The sequence below is a fragment of the Virgibacillus tibetensis genome (assembly GCF_036026595.1).
Lineage (GTDB): Bacteria > Bacillota > Bacilli > Bacillales > Amphibacillaceae > Virgibacillus_P > Virgibacillus_P tibetensis.
In genome coordinates this window covers 715562-735206 of record NZ_JARZFX010000002.1, presented here as the reverse complement: position 1 = coordinate 735206, position 19645 = coordinate 715562, and the positions used below count along the sequence as shown (strand labels likewise).

The window sequence follows — 19645 nt, the reverse complement described above, 5'->3', positions numbered from 1 at the left end:
ACTTCAGGCTTTCAACAAGGAGAGCGTCATCCAGGGATAATAGATTTAAAGGAAAATCTGAATCGTTTAGGTTTTGGCTATATCAGTGTTACTACATTATATGGAAGCTACACTGAGAAGAAAGTAAAGGACTTCCAGGCATATTATGGTTTGAATGTAACGGGGAAAGTTGATACAGCTACTTTTAATAAAATTGACCAGATATTAGATAGTCCGTTTCAAATAAATAGAAAAAATGAAGAAACAGCAGACCTAAAGTATAAATTGAACTGGATTGGCTATGGTAATATATCGGTTACAGAGTTATATGGAAACTTTACAGAACTGAAAGTAAAACAATTCCAACGAGACCATAACTTACCTGTTAGTGGGATTGCTGAAGAAATGACTATTAAAACAATTGACAAAGTTTTGGAGGACATATTTCAACAGGGTTCTAAACACACCAGTATTATCGAGCTAAAAAATCAGCTGAATGGAATAGGTTTTGGTGAAATAAGCATTAGTGACGTTTATGACAACTTTACAGCTCAACGGGTAAGAGAGCTTCAAAACTATTATGGTTTAAATGTAACAGGAAGAGCCGATTATGATACTTTAAAGAAGATAACTAGCTTGGTAGAAAGTCCCTTCCAAGAAGGGGAACGACATAATGATACTATTAAACTAAAAGAAAATCTTAATAAGCTAGGTTTTGGTTATATATCTATAAGTACTCTTTATGGATCGTTTACTGAACAACAAGTAAGGAACTTCCAAGATTATTATGGATTAAAGGTTAATGGGATTGCCGATGAACGGACTTTTCAAAAGATAGAAGAAATTTTATCTAGTCCCTTCCAAGAAGGGGAGCGACATGAGGGCACTATTCATCTAAAGGAAAATCTCAATAGACTTGGTTTTGGTAATATTAAGGTTACTAACTTATATGGAGATCTTACTGCAAGGAAAGTTACTGAGTTTCAGGTATATTATGGACTAAGGGTCAATGGTATAGCTGACGATCCGACTTTCGCTAAAATTAACGAAGTATTAGCAAGTCCACTTCAATTAGGGAAAAGTCATCCAGATGCTATTGAACTTAAAAAAGATCTTAATGCATTAGGTTATGACGGTATCTCTCTTACTGATTATTTTGGTAATTGGACGGATACCCGCTTGAGACAATTCCAAGCAGACTATGATTTACCGGTCAGTGGAATAGCAGATGAGGTAACATTAGCAGTACTTGCTGTAGCTGTGAAAGCTACAAAATACACGAAATATGATCTATCTCTGAAAGAGGCCTTAAATATCCAAATGCAGATAAAAGACCCACCACCTCAAACGGATAAAAAATATGCATATGTTTCTTCAATATACATCAAAAATAATGAGGTTACTGCAAGTCTTTTAAATGTTAGGTCTGGTCCTGGAGGATCGAAAAAAATAGTAGGAACTCTAGCAAACGGTACAAAAGTCAACATATTAAGCGAAGTTAATGGTTGGTATCAAATCGAATTCACGCACGGTCAATGGGTTGACGCAAGTCAGGATGATGTCTTATATTATTTAAATCCAAGTAACTTCATCGACGATGAAAAAACAAGGTTCCAGTTTTTGGATCTTTCGAGAACTAGTGATACTTCAGTCACGATTTTAAATACCTTTCTTAAAGGTAAAGGAGTACTTGAGGGTAAGGGACAAGCATTTATTGATGCTAGTAGGATTCATGGTGTAAGTGATGTATACCTATTATCCCACGCACTATTAGAAACTGGTAATGGTACATCACCATTGGCTGAAGGAATTGAAGTAGGAAAAGATAAGGATGGAAAACTAGTTTTAGTTACATCAAGTAACAAAAATAGTTTGACAGCCATAAAGACCACACATAATATGTTTGGTATTGGTGCAGTAGATGGCAATGCGTATCAAGGTGGAGCATTTCGTGCTTATGAATTAGGTTGGTTTACACTAGAGGATGCAATTATCGGTGGCGCTAGATTCATAGGTAACAATTATGTGAAATCAGGACAAAATACCTTATATAAAATGCGTTGGAATCCTGCAGCAATGGATATTAGTGGTCAAGCCGCTCATCAATACGCCACAGATATTGGTTGGGCATCAAAACAAATAAACACTATGTATAACCTTTATCAAGATCTAGGAATAACAAATGTGTACTTAGATGTACCAGAGTATAAAAAATAATATTGACTAACTTTAAAACAGCTTAGGTTCCCCCCAGGACCTAAGCTGTTTATATATGGAAGCTTGCAAAAACAAGGTTTAATTATTTTTAGAGACCAAGACCAAATTGTTTCTCTAGCTGTTTCTAGTATTTTTTCTAATTAGCTCTTTTATATGCCTTATTAAGCATATAGTCATAGTATTCTGATTTTAACAAAGCTATTTCACCCAATGCAAATTCATCACCAGGTGCAGTATTTATCTCAAATAAATAAAGGTTACCATCCCGATCAATGCCGATATCCAGTCCTAAAGAAGTGAACCGGCGATTAAATAATCTTTCCAACTTATATGGAAATGTTTTAGCTAAATCTACTATCCTAGTTTTAATTACATCCTGTTTATCTTCAAAGTTATTTCTTAAGAAAGAATTTAACTTATTTACGCTTCCACCTTGGCTAACATTTGATACAACCTTTTGCCCCGTGCCAATTCTGACAAGGTTTATAGCCACCCCCCATTTCCCATTTCCATTCTTTTCTAATCGAATACGGCAATCGAATGGGTCGCCAGTTTTACTTCTAGAATTAATAAATTTTTGGAAAATGTACTTCTCCTTGTTAATTTCTTCTTCAAAGAAATTCTCTAACACTTCTTTGGATATTTGTGTTTCATCATTTTTGTAACTTAATGTGTAGTCACTTTCATTTTTGGATAGCATATAAATTCCTTCACCTTTCTGTCCATTTTTCGGCTTCAAAACAATCTGAACATGATGTTCCAGAAATTCGTGAAAGTCATTAAAGTTTGTAAATGTACCTGAAGGAATTATAAGATGAGAAAACTCACCATCACGTTTAATTTTTTTATCTACTTTATATTTAGACGGTAATCTTTCTGTTGATAATATGCTATTTTCCCTTAGAAATTGTACTTCTTCTTTATATTTAAAACATAATGCTGAAATATCGATAAAAGCTGGTATACCGACCTCTTTAGTAATCCACTTATCATTAACTAGTATTTTTCCATTTATTTTTTTTCGATTGATATCTATATCTGCAGCAGTAAAATACACCAAATCAACGTTATTACATTTACTCATTTTTGCTACAAGTCTTGCTAACTTAAGTGGTTTTCTGTAATTTCTCATGAAACCAACTAGCATTATAATCTCTCCTTACACTGTGATGTACAATATATTTAGTAGTACTTCCCTTTTCAATTTAAATTCAAACTTAAGACCATTTGAAATAGATTATAAGTAGTTTTATTCATACTAACTTCTTTTTCAAAAGAATTACACTTGCTTTTTGCGAGGTTTATCAATAACTGAATTAGTAAATAGTAATACTATAGACCTCTATACTTTTCCTCCAAATATGGTAAAATGAATTAGAATATCGATCAATAAACGATAAAAGCAGGTGGATAGTATGTGGAACATAAGTGAACTAGTCATAGCATTTCTGATTTCTTGTACAGCATCGTTACTTGTGACTCCAATTATTATAAAACTAGCATTAAAAATAAAAGTGGTTGATAAACCAGATAATAATAGAAAAATGCACAATGGAACAAAGCCAAGTATGGGTGGTTTAGCGATATTTATTGGTGTTGCAGCTGGTTTTATTTATCTGCAACCAGTGCACGATCAATTAAATGCAATTATCATAGGGGCTTGTATTATGCTGATTACAGGTTTCCTAGACGATCTGTTTGAAATCAGAGCATTATATAAATTAATTGGTCAAACTGCAGCAGCGATAGTAGTAGTTTCTTCTGGATTAGTTATTGAAAAACTGACAATTCCGTTCATGGGAACAGTATATATAGATAATTTAGGTATCGTCCTTACAATAATTTGGATTCTTGCAGCATCTAATGCGATTAATCTGATAGATGGGTTGGATGGCTTAGCAGCAGGAGTGTCTGCCATTGGTCTGGCTAGTATTCTAGTGATGGCTGTTATGGATTATAGAATCGTAGTTGTGTATTTAAGTGTAATTCTTATAGGTAGTTGTCTTGGATTTTTGTATCACAATTTCTATCCAGCAAAAATATTTATGGGCGATACCGGAGCGCTTTTTCTAGGTTATTCCATTGCAATAGTAGCTATGCTGGGGTTATTTAAAAATGTGGCATTCTTTAGTTTTATTGTGCCTATTATCGTAATAGCGATTCCAGTCTTTGATACGATCCTTGCTATTATCCGCAGGTCAATGAACAAACAGGGAATAGCTACAGCTGATAAAAAGCATATACATTACCAGTTAATGCAAATGGGGTACTCACATCGCGCTTCTGTGTTAATTATCTATGCATTTAGTACGTTCTTCGGATTAATGGCAATTATCTTTAATAGTGCGACGTTGTTAACGTCTTTAGTAGTCATGGTGATAATTATATTAGGGATCCAGTTAATAGCAGAAATAGCCGGCGTAACCATTCATAATCGTCAACCGCTGCTAGATGGCCTTCGTAGATTAGTAGGAATAAAAAGGGTAGGTAGACAGGATTAAATAATTATATAAAAAGCTGCTAATCGCAAAGTTGATTAGCAGCTTTTTAGTTTAATAGGGATGTGCTGATTCGTTTTGAGCTTCAGCCGCATTTTGGTTAACGTTGTCGTTATCAACAGTTGAATTAATTAAATCACCTTTAACCTCTAGATGGTCTTTTAAAAGAGTCTTAGTTTCAGTAAGTGCTACTTCATCCAGTTGCCAGTAGTACGTCCCGGCAGGCTGATAATCATAGCCTTCTAGTGTTAGAGATTCAATGTCTATACCGCTTCCGCTAGTTCCATAGGAAATAAAGCTTTTCATTTCACCGAAGCTCATATTCGTTGCCAAATTCTCACCTATAGCATCAATGATGTTATCATACTTTAAAATTGAATTGACCGAGACGGCTTTATTTACGATTGCTTTGATAATATCTTGCTGACGTTTACCACGTTGAATGTCATTATCAAGTTTACGGGTACGAGCAAGCGCCAGTGCTTCTTCACCATCCAACACCTGTTCACCAGCTAATAGATGGATAGCATCACGTTTGTCCATAGAATTAGACTCGCGGAATTCATAAGGTACTTCAACAGTAATACCATTAAGTGAATCTACAACATCTACAAAAGCATGAAAGTTTACTCGTACATAGTAATCTACTGGAATATCGAGTAGGCTCTCAACCGTTTCTATTGTAGCATGAGGACCACCATATGCATGGGCATGGTTTATTTTAGTTTCGTAACCAACCTCAGGGATGTACACGTAAGTATCCCGTGGTATACTCACCAGCTTAACACTTTTATCTTTTATATTCAGGGTGGCAAGCATTATCGTATCGGTTCTCGAGTTTCCCGAATTTTCCCTGTGATCGTTCTCATCTACACCAAGAATAAGTACGGAAACATTATCAGAACTAGGATCCACTTTCTCTTCTCTCAGATCTGATTTATCTCTACCATCATCTTCATAGGAATTGGATAAAACTGAATCCGCCTTTGTATATAGATACGTTCCATAGGATAAGATTCCCAGGAAAGCAATTAGTACTGGGATAAGAATAAATAAAGCTCTCTTACGAAGCTTTCTTTTTCGTTTTCTTTTAACCATACGAGTATGTGTGGTATTATTATTATTATTCATGAATGTTTCTCCTTTAGTCTGTCTCCACATGGTAACCATGAGGGCCGAAACTTTTATAAATTAGTACAAACTAATCTTTATTCTACTATGAATCTTTGTTTACGTAAATCAAATTTTTATTACAAATGTGTAATAAATCATTATCACTAGATAAATAGACGTTTAATTTGCGTGAAAGATTCACTAATTGGTCGAATTTTTTTTAATTCTGACTAGATCCTCTTTTATTTTTGATGTAGAAATCCCAGTGGTTCTAGGCAAGTAGATGACATGACAGTATTCTTTAAGGTAATCAAATTTATCCTTCCAGTCATCCCCCATAACAAAGGTATCTATAGTATGTTTATTTATATCTTCAATTTTTTGTTCCCAGGAATGTTCTGGAATAACCATATCCACATAACGAATTGCTTCTAAAATAAATTTACGTTCCTCAAAAGAGTGATATGCATTTTTATGCTTAATTTCATTAAATTCATCTGTAGATACACCTACAATCAGAAAGTCTCCAAGCTCCTTTGCGCGCCGTAAAATATGGATGTGGCCTGAGTGGAGCAAATCAAATGTTCCGTATGTAATTACTCGCTTCAATGGTTTTCACCTCTATTTATAAGCTCTTTATAATAATAGCATAAATGAGCAGCGATATAATGAGGGAGTAGTTTATTAATTTTAATCTTGAATTTGTCTATAAAAAAAGTTCGATAAAACAAATTTTTAGTCCTCAGTTGAATCTCGGTCCTCCACTAGATGGTCTATGTCACTGAGAGCCTCCAGGTCCAAATGATTCCGTAATTTCCGTTGAGTTTTTTCTCTGCTATTTTCTTCAACATGATAATACCAAATGCCATCTTCCATATAATCACCATCTCCATCCAGATTAATTTTTTCAATCGAAAACTTTTCATCTAATCCATAAGACAGAAAGCTTCTCATCTCTGCAAAAGAGAGGTTGGTATTCATGTTGGAACCAACTGCGACGATTAAATCTTCTAATTTAAATACGGATGAGGCTGAAGTTGCTTTGTTTGTTACTTCTTTTAAAATTTCCTGCTGACGCTTTCCACGAGCAATATCACTGTCATACTTTCTCGTCCGTGCTAGTGCTAAAGCTTCTTCACCATTGACTTGTTGATAACCAGGATATAAGTGAATAGTATTTTTTTTATTCTGGGAATTTGATTCTTTCATTTCATACGGAACATCAAATGAAATTCCACCTAATGAATCTACAACTTCAACAAAACCTTCAAAATTCATTGTCACATAGTAATCAACGGGAACTTTCAAAAAGCTCTCCACAGCTTCAATTGAAGCACGATGCTCACCATAAGAAAATGCATGATTAATTTTTGTATAGTAGTCAACTTCTGGTATATATACGTAAGAGTCACGCGGAATAGTTAGGAGCTTAACAGAGCTTTCCTCTTTATTAAATGTGGCTAATAAGAGGGCGTCCGAGCGGCGATCCCCACCCTGTTCCCCGTTGGCATCAACTCCCAAAAACAGTACAGAAACATTATCTTCTACAGGATCCACATCACCATCGCGCAGTTCGGATATTTCATTATCCCGTCCAACTTCTTCATGAGACTCAGTTATTGTATTTTCTGTTTTATCGTATAAATAGACAGCGTATCCAACGCCAATCCCGATAAGAAACAGGAATGCTATTCCAGTATATAAGAGCCACGTTTTTAATGAACGTAGCTTTTTTGGATTACCCTTTTGCTCAGGCATAGGTCGAACTCCTCATTATCTAGTACTTTCATTTTACAGATAATTTAGTTAAATGTGTAGTGAAAAGTAAAAAGAATAATTTTTTAAAGAAATATAAAAATAATTTTACTTTATATGCCCCCTTTTGCTGCATAATTTCGATAGTAGTTATGAAAGGGAGGTGAGACACATGGCAGTAGCAGATATCATGAAATCAACATTGCAGTTAGTTTTTAACGATGGGGTCGATTCAAAAACAGGTTTACCTGCTTATAAATCGAAAAGCTTTAACAACGTTAAAACATCTGCAAACGCGGATCAGTTATACGCAATAGCAAACGCTGTTGTAAGCCTGCAAAAGCTATCTCTATATAATATTCACCGTAGAGACAGCTACGATATTAGACAGGGCTAACGTATTACACTAAATAATAGAAGGGAGGTCAGGTGATGAAAAAGCTTGAGCTTAAATTCGAAAATTACGATGGAAAAATTGTAACCTACGTCATCGATAACCCTATTGAACCAGTCGACTCGGCAGCTGTTAACGCAGCAATGGATGAATTCATAGCACAAAACGCTTTCACATCAGGAGGAGGCGATCTAATTTCTAAGAAGAGCGCCCGCCTAGTAGAGCGAACTGTGGAAGACGTTGAACTGGGATAATGAATAGGTAATAAACAACACGACCAGCGGCCTTGCCTCTGGTCTGTTTTGTTAGATTGACAGTTGCGGTGATGCTTGTGTCGAATGGGATGGGACGCCACGGCAATGGGGAAATGGGAGAGAGTAGCACCGAGACGGGAGACAGCAGCGTCAACTCAGGAGAGAGCATCCACGAGCAGAGTATCAAATCAGCCAAATATCATGTACAAACAAAAGGGAGGCAAACTCAATGGAAACCTGGGTGAAATTCGTAACAGAAGTTGGCTTTCCAATCGTGGTGACGTTTTATTTACTGCACCGGATCGAAGGGAAGTTAAACTTATTAATCGAATCAATACTTGCGTTACCTGATAAGATGAATGGATAAATTGAAAACCTCGGTTTAGGGCCGAGGTTTTTAGCTTGGAAATTAGAAAGTTATATTTCCTTATCTTCTATTTCCCTAAGCACGTTACTCAATCTGTCAGGGTAGTCTGTGAACATTCCAGTTACTCCCCAATCGATTAGTCGTTTCATATCTTCGGGTTCATTAACTGTATAGGGATGAAGTAATAACCCCGCACTGCGGACTTTGGAAACATACTCTTTCGTTAAATGGTGATAATTTGCCCCAATGCCAATTGCGTATTCTTTGATCCTATTAATTTCCTTATTCGATATCGCCGCAGTTTTTTGATAGCTTATTAGTTGTATTAATGGGATAGAGGGGTCTAACTGATTTGCTTCGATTAAACTTTCTTCACTAAAAGATTGTATGATTACTTTTCCTTCACGCGCATCTTCACCAACTAAATCGTATTTATTCAGCGTTTTAATCAATTCTTTCATCATATCCGGGTACACATCAGGGTTTTTAGTTTCAATATAATAGTTTGAATTACTGCCAAAAGTCTCAATTATTTCATCAAGAGAGGGGACAGTCACATTGCTGAATACAGGTTGGGCTAACTCGGGATTTTCCTCGTTAAACCATGAGCCAGCATCAAGCTCTTTAATTTCATCCAGCGTAAAATCCTGAACTTTTCCCTCACTATCGGTTGTCCGTGAAACCTCCATATCATGCATGGCAATTAACTGGCCATCCTTTGTCATCTGTAAATCTATTTCTATATAGTCACCAATCATCTCTTCGCCAGTTTTATAAGCTGTCAGAGTATGTTCAGGGGAGTGCCCTGAAGCTCCACGGTGGGCTATATTCAGTATCCGATTGGGAGAAAGTAAGGAGCTGTCGTCATATTCGCTGGAGACAGCAGGAACAGCATTCTCCATGCTGTTGGGTGTCTGATCAGCACATCCCATTAGCAGGATAAATAATAAGCAACTATATAACTGTTTTTTATTCAATACTAATCACCCACTGTTGGTTATTGAATTCAATTTTATCATATTATTAAGCGGTGTAACTATGAAATAAAGCCTTACAGAAAGTAAGGCTTTACTCAAGTACGTATTATTTTTTAAAGATTCGTGGATTGTTAGAAAACACGCCATCAACACCTAATTCGATTAGGTGATTGTAATCATTTTCTTTATTTACTGTATAGGGGTAAACCTTGCAACCGAGCTTATGAAACTCCTCTATAAATTCCTTATCCGTATAAGATACATGAGGATGTACACTGCTGATATCTAATCCGCAATTTTTAGCGTATTCCCATGGCTTTAAAATTCTGTAATAGAATAGCAGACCAAGAGGGATAGCAGGGACTATATTTTGAAATTTTTCCAGTGCAACATGATCAAATGAAGAAATAATAATATTATCCAGACGATTATGCTGGTCCAAAGATTCCACTAAAATTTCCTCAATACCCTGATAAATGACAGGAATATTTTTAATTTCTATATTTAAAAGAGTTTCCTTTGGAACTACTTCCAGAATTTCTTCCAGCGTTGCTAATGTGACTCCCTTATAATTTTGTGAAAAGGAAGAACCAACATCGATTTTCTTAATCTCGGAAAGCGTATAATCCTTAATTAAACCACCGGCCTCTTTATTAAATCTGGAGAACGTATGATCATGAATGACTACAAGCTGATTATCCTTAGTCAGCTGTACATCTAATTCAATAGCTTTTGCGTTATGCTCAACAGCTTTCTTTATTGCGGGTAATGTATTTTCAGGGGCTTCTGTTAAAGAGCCCCTGTGTGCAAAATTTAAGACCAATCTACGTACACTCCTCTTAATCTAAAGCATTAGTAATCTTGTCTGCTGCATCATCCAGTGCTTCTTGTGGATCTCTGCCTTCATACATCTCGCCGAGTGCAGTTTCAATGATCTTCCTGGCTTCAGGCAGTACTTCGGTTAATGCACCTGAAGTAGCAGAGCTTTGCGTAGTATTTTCCAACTGATCAACAGCAGTTGTAAATTGTGGATATTCTTCATAGACATCCAGCAATGTTTGTTCATCATATGCTGCTGGAGTAATCGGGAAGTACCCAGTTGCAGCAGCCCATTTTGCTTGAACATCTGCATTTGTAGTAAATTTGATGAATTCCCATGCAGCTTCTTGATCCTCTTCAGGAACCTGATTGGTAATCCATAATGATGCTCCACCAACAACTACACCCTGTGGTTCAATCCCGTCAGCTGCTGGAAGGAATGCAGTTCCAACTTCGAATGAGGAATTTTTAATAACTTCTGCAGTATTAGCAGTAGAATCAAGGTACATTGCTACTTGCCCAGCAAAGAAAGGACCACGTGGATCTTCCCAGTTGCTGCCGTAGTTTGTAAACGTATCTGCTTCATTCATTTCATTTAACCAGTTAAAAATATTAAGGCCTTCCTGAGAGTTTACCAATGCTTCAGTAGCATCGCCACCACGGCCATTATCATTGTCTAAATAGTCGGCACCCTGGTTCGCCATTAACTGTTCAAAGAACCAACCAATTGTTGCCATTGTAAAACCATAAGCATCTGTGCTGCTTGCGATTTGTTCAGATGCATCCTTCATTTCACTAAAACTGCTTGGAGGGTTTTCCAGATCCAGTCCAGCCTCTTCAAACATATCCTTGTTATAGAACATGACAGCATTTGATGTGTTAAAAGGCATTGAGTATAACTGCCCATCTAATTCATAGTAAGATAGAATATTAGGTTCTAAGATAGATGGATCAAAATCGTCATTGTCAATAAAATCTTGCATTGGTGTAATAAATCCACTTTCACTCATGTACTTTGTACCGATTTCAAATACTTGTACAATGGCGGGCGCTTCTGATGAGCCACCTACTGCACGCAATTTGGTTAAGGAGTCATCATAGCTTCCCTGATAAATTGCTTCGACAGACACTGTATCCGACTGCTCGTTAAATTGATTAACCATGTCCTCAATTGCTTCCCCATTACTGCCACTCATCGCGTGCCAGAATGTTATTTCTTTCTTTTCGCCATCTGTACCGCCATTCTCATCAGTCTCTGCTTCTCCATCATTACTACAAGCAACTACAACGAGAGCCAACAATAAAATTAACAAACCGCTAACTAATTTTTTCATTTAAATATCCCCTTTCAAATTTTTATCCTTTTAATGCTCCAGCAGTCAGACCCTCTCTAATGTATTTAATTCCTATAAATAACAGGAATAATGTCGGAATAAGTATGGCGACCACCGCGGCCATTACAACGTTCCAGGCAGATGAACTTTCGTTTGCAATTAACATTTTAAGTCCAATTTGCACAGGACGAACGGCGTCGGTGTTTGTTACTAATAGTGGCCACAAATACTTGTTCCATGTAGTTAGAAATCCATATATGGCTAAAGCACTTAAAGAAGACTTGGATAAAGGTAATGCAAATCTTAAGTAAAAACGGAATCTGGAACAACCATCCATTTGTGCTGACTCCCAAAGCTCTTTCGGTATCGTTAAAAAATGCTGTCTTAATAAAAAAATACCAAATGGAAGAGCGAAAAATGGAAAGGTTAGCCCTTGATACGTATTAAGCCAACCCAAATTCAGGATCGTCATAAAGTTTGGAATAACAGTAGCTTCCCAAGGAATTAACATAGTTGCTAAAAACAAGAAGAAAATAAGGTCTCTTCCTTTAAAGGGAATAAAGACGAATGCATATGCAGATAAGCTGCAAACAATTAATTGTCCTACCATTACAATAAAGGACATGATAAAGCTGACTGTTAAGTAATGCAGCAAAGGGATTCTGCTAAATACATCTTTGTAAGCGTCAAAGCTTATCGAGGATGGTAACAGTTTACCTGCATAGATTTCTTGTGGCTGCATTAAGCTTGCTGAAACAGCATATAAAAGCGGAAAGAAGAGAACGAGTGCCGAGAAGATCAGCAATGTATACATGAGTAGTTTTCTTATCATTGATAATGCACCTTCTTTTCGCCTACCCTAAATTGAATAATGGTTACAAATAAAATGATTATAAATAAAATAATCGCCTGTGCACTTGCATATCCAAAGTTTCCATAAGAGAATGCTTCCTGGTAGATGGAATATACAATTATATTTGTGGCGCCAGCAGGACCTCCACCTGTTAAAATATCAATCTGTCCAAAGGTCTGAAAGGAGCCGATAACAGCAATTATAGTTACAAAAAATAATACCGGGGAGAGCATGGGAATAGTAATCTTGAATAACCGTGCCCAATAACCTGCCCCATCAATTTCTGCGCTTTCATACAACTCTCTTGATACATTTTGAATACCACCTAGTAAAATAATGAAATTAATACCTATATGCATCCAAATTGTAGTTATGGCGACAGAGACTAAGGCCCATTTTGAATTGGTTAACCAGTCAACGCCATTTATTCCGAAAGCCCCAAGCATATTGTTTAGAACACCTAGTGAAGGATGGAATAAAAATAAAAATATGGTGGCACCAGCGGCAACTGAAACACCTAATGTTGACGCGAAAATTGTACGGAAAAATCCAATCCCCTTCAATTTTTCACTAGCTATAACAGCTAGAAATAAAGCTATTACAATTTCAGCGGGTACGGTATATAGTACAAATAATAGAGTAGCCATCATGCTTTTTCTGAATTCTGAGGATTGGAATAGATCTGCGTAGTGCTCCCACCCGACAAATCCTTGAATGACACCACCCCCGCCAACTTCAAAAAAGCTGAAATAAAGTGTACGAAACATCGGGTAAAATAAAAATACACCTAGTAGCAAAAGCGCTGGCAGTAAATACAAGATCCCAATCCCAAATAATTTTCTTTCTGTTTGGATACCTGTCTTTTTTGATTTTGCAGCGACGTTAGAATCATTTTTACTCAACTTGTGATAACACTCCTTAGTTAGTAGTCAACGTATAATAAGTGTTAGCCACCCCCTCTATTGATTCATGATAATTACTAGATTCATGGAAAAAAATAGATCCACAAAAACGCTTCAAAACCTATGAAGCCGCTAATGTGGATCTCCTTTTCTCCGCACAATGTTATTAACTTATATTCAATGTATACAAACAAGAAAGCGGTGTCAAGTTAATTTACCAAATTTACCGAAAATTTACTTAAATATAATACTGTCTTTAAAAATGGTGAGCACAGCACCGACCCGGGAGAGAGTAGCACCGAGACGGGAGACAGCAGCGTCAACTCGGGAGGGAACAGCACCGACACGGGAGAGGGCAGCCTCAACTCGGGAGAGCACATCACCGACTCAGGAGACAGCAGCGTCAACTTGGGAGAGAGCATCCGCGAGCAGAGTATCAAATCAGCCAAATATCATGTATAAACAAAAGGGAGGCAAACTCAATGGAAACCTGGGTGAAATTCGCAACAGAAGTTGGCTTTCCAATCGTGGTGACGTTTTATTTACTACACCGGATTGAAGGGAAGTTAAACTTATTAATCGAATCAATACTAGCGTTGCCCGATAAGATGAATGGATAAATTTAAAACCTCGGTTTAGGGCCGAGGTTTTTTGCTTGGAAATTGGTGATAATTACTTTGTGGCGATTTCGATCAATAAATGTTTTCATGTATTTAGCATCGCATTTTGGTCTTCATCACCACCATCCACTTTGACCTCTACCTTCATTAACACTACTAGTTAACTTAAACATTCTTTAGTATGACTATGCTGAAATTAGGGTATATTATACTGAAATTATTGGAAATCGGAGGGAAGCAGCATGTTCAAAAACCTATTTGGCAAGAAAGAGAAAGAATCTGAAAAATTTATTGCTCCAATGACCGGTGAACTGATTCCGATAACAGAAGTTCCTGATGAAGTATTTTCAGAAAAGATGATGGGAGATGGCTTTGCGATTGTGCCAAAGGAAGGGACGGTGCTTTCACCGATTGACGGTAAGATTGTCAATATCTTCCCGACTAAGCATGCAATCGGACTGGAGTCCAATTCAGGTCGTGAAATTTTAATCCATATTGGAATCGACACGGTTGAGTTAAAAGGAAATGGTTTTGAGCCACTAGTTAAAGTAAATGACCAAGTGAAAGCGGGCCAACCATTGATGAAGGTTGATTTGGATTATATTGGAAGTAATGCAACTTCGAACGTGACCCCGATTATTTTTACCAACTTAAATGAGGGTGAAACGGTAACATTGGAAGCCCAGGGTGCAGTCAAAAAAGGTGCAGAAAACATTATTACAATTAAATAAAAAGAAAGGAAGACCGGCGAGAGTAGCACAACGTTGATCTTCCTTTTTTATAGGTAAGAAAGTATAGATTTTTGGCTGCAATTAATTTTTACATATAAACAGCCATGTCCAGCTCCAGCGCCCATCACCTAGTGCCCTTCAGGCCTCTTATTGCGATAAGTCAACATCAATTCGTTACACTCGGGCCTACAGGATGTAGGTCAGTTCGACGATGCCACAGGACGTGGCGATCTTGTCGAACATCCTTTAACTAATATCTCATACTCTAAAGGAAGATCGACTAACTACGCCGCTTTGCGCGGCAACGTCGACCCACCCGCGATGCGCGGGCGCAGCGCATACGGTGATAAACGGGCGCTTGCGCCTTTGTTATCCATATTTACTAATCGCTCGTAACGTCTTCTTCCGATGCTCCATTAATTTCTCATGATTCAACAACTTATACGTCAATATATCCAGCAAAAACAGCCCGGGAATCTGTGTATTGATAAACTTCTCATCATCAATATATTTATAGCTTGAGATTAAAATAACTTCGTCTGCAAGCTTCGTCAGTATCGTATCTTCATAGTTGGTAACAGCAATGGTCTTGGCTTTGTTTTCTTTTGCCAATTTTGCCGAATCGACGACAGATTTTGTCTTCCTGAATTGGAGAAACAAATTAATAGGTCATTTTCATTCAATAAGGCACTTTTCATGAGCATGCCGTGTGCGTTGGTCATGGATTGTGATGAGATCCCCATACGCTGGATACGGCTGTTGAACTCGTTGGCAATCAGTCCGGAATTTCCGACCCCACAAAACAACACGTTATCCGCGCTTAACAATAAACCGACAATCTTGCTTGTCTGGTCCTCACTGATGAATTGCTGCGTCGATTTGATAATGGAATCATAATAATTATAAATAATATCAAATGTTTTGTCCGTTTTGGCTGTTTCGACTGTTTCGACAACATTTTGTTTTGTTCAATGGAATATTTCATCTGCTGGAATGAATCAAAATCAATTTTTTTGCAGAACCTAGTAATACTTGCTGGGGATGCTTCAATCACATTAGATAGATCAGTAATCGTTTTGCTAATGACTGTATCCTTATTTGCCACTAATAGCGAATAATTTTTCAATCATTGCTCGTTAATATGGAATTGTATTATTGTATTCTATTTTCGAAGTTCATTCTGCAAAGTCCTTTCTGAACGGGGAAGCATAAGAGACTATCAGCTTTGTAAGCAAAAAAACTGGCTACGATTCTTATGTATAACTATCTTCATCAATAACACGTTGGTTAAATAATCCATTTCATATAGGAGGCACATCATGAAAAAGTTTTTCAGTAAAGCGCAGCAATTTGGGAAGTCGTTTATGTTACCGATTGCAATTTTGCCTGCAGCTGGTCTTTTATTAGGAATTGGTGGGGCGCTTTCCAATCCAAATACAGTTGCCGCATATCCAGTATTGGATTTTGTTTGGCTTCAGGCCATTTTCACAGTTATGAGTTCAGCCGGTAATATTGTATTCGCGAACTTGCCAGTTATCTTTGCTGTCGGGGTTGCCATTGGTTTGGCAAAATCCGATAAAGGGACTGCCGGGTTGGCTGCTTTAATAGGCTATCTCGTTATGAATGCAACGATTAATGCGGTATTGATCATTACTGGTAATTTGGTTGCCGAGAACTTATCAGCAGTTGGTCAAGGTTTTGCCCTTGGTATTCAGACACTTGAATCAGGTGTATTCGGTGGTATCGTTGTCGGTATTATGGCAGGACTCTTGCATAATCGCTTCAATAAAATCGAATTGCCTCAGTTTTTGGGATTCTTTGGTGGATCCCGTTTCGTACCAATTATTACATCGTTTTCAGCAATACTGTTAGGGGTTGCGATGTACTACATATGGCCGATTTTCCAAAGCTTTATTTTCAACATCGGTGATATCGTTAATGCAACCGGTTATATCGGAACTTTTTTCTATGGCTTTATTCTTCGTATGCTTGGACCATTTGGCTTGCATCATATTTTCTATTTACCGTTCTGGCAAACCGGACTTGGTGGGGCAATGGAGATTGGCGGTCAATTAGTTCAGGGTACACAGAATATTTTCTTTGCCCAACTTGGTGATCCAAATACAGAGAAGTTCTTTGAAGGGACATCCCGTTTTATGTCCGGACGCTTTATTACAATGATGTTCGGTCTGCTCGGTGCCGCTTATGCGATTTATCGTATGGCAAAACCGAAAAACAAGAAGGTTGTCGGCGGATTAATGCTTTCTGCTGCACTAACTTCTTTCTTGACAGGTATTACAGAGCCATTGGAGTTCTCATTCCTTTTCGTGGCTCCAGTACTGTATGTTGTGCATGCGGTGTTTGACGGTCTGGCATTTATGCTGACACATATTTTCCAAATCACAATCGGACAGACATTCTCCGGTGGTTTCATCGATTTTATCCTGTTCGGTGTCCTGCAAGGTCAGGCGCTGACGAACTGGATCTATGTCATTCCAATCGGTATTATCTGGTTCTTCCTGTATTTCTTCACGTTCTCTTTCCTGATCAAGAAGTTTAACTACAAAACTCCTGGTCGTGAAGATGAAAAAGTTGTCGATGCTAATGCGGATGATGATGCTGGCGCAAAAACGGTCAACATGGAGAAAGCAGATCGCCCATATGCTATTATTGAAGCGCTTGGTGGAGAAGATAACCTAGTTGACGTGGATAACTGTGCAACACGTCTGCGTGTTACCGTGAAAGATGGAGAAAAGGTGAACCGGGATGCGTTAAAAGAAACTGGAAGCAAAGGTGTTATCCTTAAAGGGGACGGGGTGCAGGTAGTATATGGCCCACAGGTTTCAGTCATTAAAAATGAAATTGAAGAAGTGTTAGAAGATTAGGAGTTGAAAACTGTGCATTTACCAAAACATTTGATTGTATCCTGTCAGGCTCTCGAGAATGAACCACTTCATTCCTCCTACATCATGAGCAAGATGGCCTTGGCCGCTTATCAGGGTGGAGCAAAAGGGATCAGAGCAAATTCAAAAGAAGATATTATTGAAATCAAAAAGGAAGTCGACCTTCCCGTTATCGGAATTGTAAAAAGGGATTATCCGGCTTCCGAGGTATACATTACAGCGACAAAAAAAGAGATTGACGAATTGATCGAGAGCGGCTGTGAAGTGATCGCGATGGATGCAACCTTCAGTGAAAGACCGGGAAAATCACTGGAAGAGCTCGTTGACTATGTGCGCCAAAAAGCCCCTGGCGTAGAGTTGATGGCTGATATTGCGACAGTGGAAGAAGCAGTCAATGCGGAGAAACTCGGTTTTGACTATATCGGCACGACATTACATGGTTATACAAATGATACAAAGGGTAAAAAGATGTATGAGAAGGATTTTGCTTTTTTGAAAGAAGTACTTCAGGCTGTGGAAAAACCGGTTATCGCAGAAGGTAATATCGCTACACCGGAAATGCTGAAGCGCGTATTTGAACTTAGTGTTTACTCCGCTGTTGTTGGTGGAGCAATCACGAGACCGCAAGATATTACAAGTAAATTTGCGAATGAAATTAAAGATTTCGTCTAAAGGATTATCTCTTGTTGATGCCATTAAATGGATGAGTGTGATTCAGCATGAAAATTTCAAGCTGAATTCGCTTCTTCTATAGATGGCTCTTTCTGTTTGAGCTACGCTATGATGGGAAGGAGCGTAAGTACTTGCAGAACAATTCACCTTATATCAAAAATGCCAAAATTTACTGGAAAATAAAGTAGTTCCAGATGGTGGGATCTATATTGAAAATGGGCAAATCATTGTTGAAGGTGAAGGGATTGAAGGAAAGTTAAATTTATTAATCGAATCAATACTTGCGTTGCCAGATAAGATGAGTGAAATGGGTTCCAATCCTGCGATGGCCAGTACTTTGAGCATGATCTTATTAACCGTAACGACAATGGTTTTATTTGTGCAACGTTATGTAGTATCAAAGAAAACATATACGATGAGTGCTTTGCGTCCACCTAAGGTTATAAAGCTAAGTACTGGGAAAAGAATTGCTGCAACATTAATGGTGATGGGGGTAGTAACATTATCGATCATTCCACAAGCTACCGTAATTACAACTTCTTTCCTTAAAACTAATGGGCCGGTATTTGCAGGCGGTTTTAGCTTGGATAGTTATAGAGAAGTTTTGTATAAAGTTCCACAGGCAATTCAAAATACGTTTACTTACGCTAGTATAGCAATCGTCTTCATGGTTATTGCAGGATTATTATTATCCTATGTGGTAGTTAGAAGGCCATCTAAACTTACATCTCTATTAGATGCATTAGCATTAGTAATGATTCCATATGTAATACCAGGGACAGTTTTAGGTATAAGTTTAATTATTGCCTTTAATAAACCACCTATTGAATTAACAGGTACATGGATTATCCTCGTTATTGCCTATTGTATAAGAAAATTACCTTATACCATGCGTTCAAGCACAGCAATACTGCACCAAATTGATAAGAGCGTTGAAGAAGCTTCTATTAGTCTGGGAGTTCCACCAATGAAAACATTCTTCAAAACGACTGCTATATTAATGATACCTGGCGTAATTTCAGGAGCAATACTAAGTTGGGTAACTACAATTAATGAATTAAGTTCAACCATTGTACTCTATTATGGAGCGACAGCCACAATTACGGTGTCCATTTATGGTGAAGTATTCACAGCTAACTTTGGAACAGCTGCTGCATTAGCTTCCATTTTATCTCTGGCAACAATTATGTCGTTAATTATTATAAGCCTATTATCAGGCAAGAAAGATATTAATATATAAGAGAGTGGAGGAGTATT

At 37.6% G+C, this 19645-nt stretch carries 20 protein-coding genes and 2 pseudogenes; 10 read left to right on the top strand and 12 right to left on the bottom strand.

Going from position 1 to position 19645, the window contains the following annotated elements; genetic code table 11:
* A partial coding sequence (locus tag QGM71_RS08230; RefSeq protein ID WP_327607039.1) for a peptidoglycan-binding protein occupies positions 1-2196 on the top strand: 2196 nt, incomplete at its 5' end.
* Positions 2197-2332: 136 nt separating this feature from the next.
* Here QGM71_RS08230 and QGM71_RS08225 read toward each other — a convergent pair.
* The gene (locus tag QGM71_RS08225) at positions 2333-3343 is read right to left on the bottom strand and encodes a YheC/YheD family protein (RefSeq protein WP_327607038.1); all 1011 of its coding nucleotides are present in this window, start codon (positions 3341-3343) and stop codon (positions 2333-2335) included.
* A gap of 268 nt (positions 3344-3611) precedes the next feature.
* Here QGM71_RS08225 and QGM71_RS08220 point away from each other — a divergent pair, with 268 nt between their 5' ends.
* On the top strand, positions 3612-4697 hold the full coding sequence (locus tag QGM71_RS08220) for a glycosyltransferase family 4 protein (protein WP_327607037.1): 1086 nt from the start codon (positions 3612-3614) through the stop codon (positions 4695-4697).
* 51 nt (positions 4698-4748) lie between these two features.
* Here QGM71_RS08220 and QGM71_RS08215 read toward each other — a convergent pair whose 3' ends face one another.
* The 3 genes from QGM71_RS08215 to QGM71_RS08205 all read right to left on the bottom strand — a co-directional run bounded on the left by QGM71_RS08215 (position 4749) and on the right by QGM71_RS08205 (position 7565).
* Positions 4749-5825, bottom strand: coding sequence for an LCP family protein (locus QGM71_RS08215; protein WP_327607036.1), 1077 nt, complete (start codon positions 5823-5825; stop codon positions 4749-4751).
* A 183-nt stretch (positions 5826-6008) separates the two neighbouring features.
* A complete protein-coding gene (tagD, locus tag QGM71_RS08210; protein WP_327607035.1) occupies positions 6009-6416 on the bottom strand; it encodes a glycerol-3-phosphate cytidylyltransferase in 408 nt (135 codons plus the stop codon).
* Positions 6417-6542: 126 nt separating this feature from the next.
* Positions 6543-7565, bottom strand: coding sequence for an LCP family protein (locus tag QGM71_RS08205; RefSeq protein WP_327607034.1), 1023 nt, complete (start codon positions 7563-7565; stop codon positions 6543-6545).
* 169 nt (positions 7566-7734) lie between these two features.
* Here QGM71_RS08205 and QGM71_RS08200 point away from each other — a divergent pair, with 169 nt between their 5' ends.
* The 3 genes from QGM71_RS08200 (at position 7735) to QGM71_RS08190 (ending at position 8577) form a co-directional block, all read left to right on the top strand.
* The gene (locus tag QGM71_RS08200) at positions 7735-7959 is read left to right on the top strand and encodes a DUF1659 domain-containing protein (RefSeq protein ID WP_327607033.1); all 225 of its coding nucleotides are present in this window, start codon (positions 7735-7737) and stop codon (positions 7957-7959) included.
* A gap of 35 nt (positions 7960-7994) precedes the next feature.
* Complete coding sequence (locus tag QGM71_RS08195) at positions 7995-8210, top strand: DUF2922 domain-containing protein (protein WP_327607032.1); 216 nt, start codon at positions 7995-7997, stop codon at positions 8208-8210.
* Positions 8211-8439: 229 nt separating this feature from the next.
* Positions 8440-8577, top strand: a complete 138-nt coding sequence (locus QGM71_RS08190) for a YvrJ family protein (RefSeq protein WP_327607031.1) — start codon at positions 8440-8442, stop codon at positions 8575-8577.
* Positions 8578-8627: 50 nt separating this feature from the next.
* Here QGM71_RS08190 and QGM71_RS08185 read toward each other — a convergent pair whose 3' ends face one another.
* The 6 genes from QGM71_RS08185 to QGM71_RS08160 all read right to left on the bottom strand — a co-directional run bounded on the left by QGM71_RS08185 (position 8628) and on the right by QGM71_RS08160 (position 13840).
* Positions 8628-9509, bottom strand: coding sequence for a glycerophosphodiester phosphodiesterase (locus tag QGM71_RS08185; RefSeq protein WP_407703005.1), 882 nt, complete (start codon positions 9507-9509; stop codon positions 8628-8630).
* Positions 9510-9660: 151 nt separating this feature from the next.
* The gene (locus tag QGM71_RS08180) at positions 9661-10377 is read right to left on the bottom strand and encodes a glycerophosphodiester phosphodiesterase (RefSeq protein ID WP_327607029.1); all 717 of its coding nucleotides are present in this window, start codon (positions 10375-10377) and stop codon (positions 9661-9663) included.
* Positions 10378-10393: 16 nt separating this feature from the next.
* Positions 10394-11707 (bottom strand): ABC transporter substrate-binding protein, encoded by a 1314-nt coding sequence (locus QGM71_RS08175; RefSeq protein ID WP_327607028.1) that lies wholly within the window; start codon positions 11705-11707, stop codon positions 10394-10396.
* 22 nt (positions 11708-11729) lie between these two features.
* Positions 11730-12539: a carbohydrate ABC transporter permease gene (locus QGM71_RS08170; protein WP_327607027.1), complete on the bottom strand. Its 810-nt coding sequence runs from the start codon at positions 12537-12539 to the stop codon at positions 11730-11732.
* Complete coding sequence (locus QGM71_RS08165; RefSeq protein WP_327607026.1) at positions 12536-13462, bottom strand: carbohydrate ABC transporter permease; 927 nt, start codon at positions 13460-13462, stop codon at positions 12536-12538. The genes QGM71_RS08170 and QGM71_RS08165 overlap by 4 nt, the downstream gene beginning before the upstream one ends.
* A gap of 234 nt (positions 13463-13696) precedes the next feature.
* Positions 13697-13840 carry a hypothetical protein gene (locus tag QGM71_RS08160; RefSeq protein ID WP_327607025.1) on the bottom strand — a complete coding sequence of 48 codons (144 nt, stop codon included), beginning with the start codon at positions 13838-13840 and terminating at the stop codon, positions 13697-13699.
* A gap of 104 nt (positions 13841-13944) precedes the next feature.
* Between QGM71_RS08160 and QGM71_RS08155 the strand changes: the two genes are divergently transcribed.
* On the top strand, positions 13945-14082 hold the full coding sequence (locus tag QGM71_RS08155) for a YvrJ family protein (protein ID WP_327607024.1): 138 nt from the start codon (positions 13945-13947) through the stop codon (positions 14080-14082).
* Between the two features lie 275 nt (positions 14083-14357).
* Positions 14358-14813 (top strand): annotated as a pseudogene (locus QGM71_RS08150) (PTS sugar transporter subunit IIA); the annotation flags it as partial.
* A 369-nt stretch (positions 14814-15182) separates the two neighbouring features.
* Here QGM71_RS08150 and QGM71_RS08145 read toward each other — a convergent pair.
* Positions 15183-15622 (bottom strand): annotated as a pseudogene (locus QGM71_RS08145) (SIS domain-containing protein).
* An 11-nt stretch (positions 15623-15633) separates the two neighbouring features.
* Positions 15634-15918 carry a hypothetical protein gene (locus QGM71_RS21810; protein ID WP_407703004.1) on the bottom strand — a complete coding sequence of 95 codons (285 nt, stop codon included), beginning with the start codon at positions 15916-15918 and terminating at the stop codon, positions 15634-15636.
* Between the two features lie 214 nt (positions 15919-16132).
* Between QGM71_RS21810 and QGM71_RS08140 the strand changes: the two genes are divergently transcribed.
* The 3 genes from QGM71_RS08140 (at position 16133) to QGM71_RS08130 (ending at position 19628) form a co-directional block, all read left to right on the top strand.
* Complete coding sequence (locus QGM71_RS08140; RefSeq protein ID WP_327607023.1) at positions 16133-17698, top strand: maltose/glucose-specific PTS transporter subunit IIC; 1566 nt, start codon at positions 16133-16135, stop codon at positions 17696-17698.
* Positions 17699-17710: 12 nt separating this feature from the next.
* Positions 17711-18388, top strand: a complete 678-nt coding sequence (locus tag QGM71_RS08135; RefSeq protein WP_327607022.1) for an N-acetylmannosamine-6-phosphate 2-epimerase — start codon at positions 17711-17713, stop codon at positions 18386-18388.
* Between the two features lie 307 nt (positions 18389-18695).
* Positions 18696-19628: an ABC transporter permease gene (locus QGM71_RS08130; protein WP_327607021.1), complete on the top strand. Its 933-nt coding sequence runs from the start codon at positions 18696-18698 to the stop codon at positions 19626-19628.
* Positions 19629-19645: the final 17 nt, after the last annotated feature.